We start from the raw sequence: 2310 nt of genomic DNA, 5'->3' as shown, positions 1-2310 counted from the left end.
GCCGCGGCGCAAGCGGCCCGCGCCGGCCTGACCGGATGGCTGCGGGCCGCGCAGCACGGCGCCGCCCCGGCGGCAAGCCGATGTGGCGCCCGGCGCTGGAATGTGAAGCCGGGCGGCCGGCGGGCGGGGCCCGGCCGGCCCCGCCCCTGCCCCCGCCCCTGCCCTCGCCCCCTGGCCGAGAGAATCGCCGGCCAGGGCGTTCCCGCCCGGCCCGCGCGGCCCTAGATGCAGAGGATGATCGGAAAGGCCCCCGCGATGCCGCTGCGTCGACATATCCTCGCCGTGCTGGCCGCCGCCGGCGCCGCGCTGGCCCTGCCCGCCCCGCTGCTGGCCGCCGAACCGGGGGCGGAGGCGATGGTCGGCCATCGCGCCGCCTATCGGCTGACGCTCGACAAGGTGCGGGAGAATTCCGACATCGCCCGGGCCGAGGGCGTGATGCTGTACGAGGTGGTGGACAGCTGCGACGGCTGGGCCACCCGCCAGCGCTTCACCCTGCGCGTCACCGACCGGGACGGCCAGGATGTCGAGACCGCGTCCGACTACTCGACCTTCGAGACCAAGGACGGCAAGCGCATCCGCTACAGCCTGACCCAGACCAGCCAGGGCGCCGTGTCCCAGCGCATCGCGGGGGAGGCGGAGGTGACGCCGGAGGGCGGCACCGCCCGCTACACCGCGCCCGAGGCGAAGGAGGAGGACCTGCCCAAGGGCACCCTGCTGCCGATGCTGCACACCATCCGCAGCCTGGCCGCGGCCCGCGCCGGCACCCGCATGCTGGTGGTGCCGCTGTTCGACGGCACCAGCGCCGACGGCGCGCAGGACACCACCACGGTGATCTCCGCCTGGACCCCGCCGCAGCCGAATGCCCGCTTCCCGGACCTGGCGAAGCTGGGCAGCGCCCGCATGCGCGTGGCCTTCTTCGACCGCGATGCGGGCGGCGCCGGCGGCGGCGCCAGCGCGCCGGACTACGAGGTGGGGCTGCGCTATTTCGAGAATGGCGTGGCCGACGACCTGAAGATGGATTTCGGCGAGTTTAGCGTGGACGGGAAGCTGCAGGAACTCGCCCTGCTGCCCAATCCCTGCTGAGGCCCCTGCCGAGGTCCCTGTCGCGGCGCCCGCCCGGGCTCCGCCGCTGACGGGCGCCGCGCCGCGCGGCGCGGCGGTTTGACCCGCCGGCCCTCCGCATGGTTCGCTGCCCGGCAGGGACGCCAGCCGGGCAGAACCGACCCAGCAGGAGAGCCGCCATGGCCGCGGACACCGCCAGCACGCCCGCCATTCCCGTCATCGATCTCGGCCCCTATCTGGCGGGCAAGCCCGGTGCGCCGGAGGCGACGGCGGCGCAACTGCGCCACGCGAACGAGACGATCGGCTTCCTCACCATCGTCAACCACGGCGTCCCGGCATCGCTGGTCGAGGAAGCCTTCGCCGCCTGCGCCCGCTTCCACGCCCAGCCGCTGGACGCCAAGCTGGCGCTGCGGGTGGATGGCGAGTTCCGCGGCTATGTCCCGGTGCGCGGCAGCACCACGCGGCATTCCAGGCTGAACGCCGACAACCAGCCGAACGAGAACGAGGCGTATTTCATGAAGCGCGTCGGCGAGGATGCCGGCGCGACGGATCGCTGGCCGGCCGGCCTGCCCGGCTTCCGCGAGGTGGCGCTGCGCTACTACGCGGCGATGGATGCGCTGGCGCAGCGCCTGCTGCCGCTCTATGCCATGGCGCTGGACCTGCCGGCCGACTGGTTCGCGCCGCATTGCGACCGGCCGCTGACCGGGCTGCGCTTCACCCACTATCCGCCGGCGCGCTACGGCGCCAACCAGTTCGGCCTGGCGCCGCATGCCGATACCAGCTTCATCACCCTGCTGGCGCAGAACCGCGTGCCCGGGCTGCAATTGCGCACCACCGACGGCGCGTGGATCGACGCGCCGGTCGTCCCCGACAGCTTCGTGGTGAACACCGGGGAGGTGCTGCATCGCTGGAGCAACGGGCGCTTCATCAACACGCCGCACCGCGCCTACAATCTCTCGCCCGGGCCGCGCTACGCCATCCCGTATTTCTTCCACCCGAACCCCGACACGCTGATGGAGCCGGTGCCGAGCTGCCGCGTGCCGGGGGAGGCGCCGCGCTATGCGCCGATGACGGTCGGCGACTACATGGCCTGGTTCCGGCAGCAGAATTACGGGCTTTCCGCCAAGGCCAAGGCGGACGCCGCCTGATGCGGGCGCTGCTGCTGGCCGCCGCGCTGCTCGCCGCGGCGGCGCTGCCGGCTCGGGCGCAGGACGTCGCGCCAGGGCGCGCGGGTGAAGCCGCGCCGGG

Annotated in this window: 2 protein-coding genes; both read left to right on the top strand. The window is 73.7% G+C overall.

The window, feature by feature from the left end:
* Window positions 1–255: 255 nt before the first annotated feature.
* Window positions 256–1083, top strand: coding sequence for a cell envelope integrity EipB family protein (locus tag E2C05_RS31160; protein ID WP_240046974.1), 828 nt, complete (start codon window positions 256–258; stop codon window positions 1081–1083).
* A gap of 158 nt (window positions 1084–1241) precedes the next feature.
* Window positions 1242–2210, top strand: coding sequence for an isopenicillin N synthase family dioxygenase (locus tag E2C05_RS31155; RefSeq protein ID WP_158292492.1), 969 nt, complete (start codon window positions 1242–1244; stop codon window positions 2208–2210).
* Window positions 2211–2310 lie beyond the last annotated feature (100 nt).

It is taken from the genome of Paracraurococcus ruber, from assembly GCF_004353985.1.
GTDB classification, from domain to species: Bacteria; Pseudomonadota; Alphaproteobacteria; order Acetobacterales; family Acetobacteraceae; genus Paracraurococcus; species Paracraurococcus ruber.
Note: the sequence above shows the minus strand (reverse complement) of the source record. Positions and strands in the feature narration are given on the sequence as shown.

Bases quoted from the DNA above. Each gene is read 5' to 3' on its own strand.
- E2C05_RS31160 (WP_240046974.1), top strand. From the start codon at position 256: ATGCCGCTGCGTCGACATATCCTCGCCGTGCTGGCCGCCGCCGGCGCC.
- E2C05_RS31155 (WP_158292492.1), top strand. From the start codon at position 1,242: ATGGCCGCGGACACCGCCAGCACGCCCGCCATTCCCGTCATCGATCTC.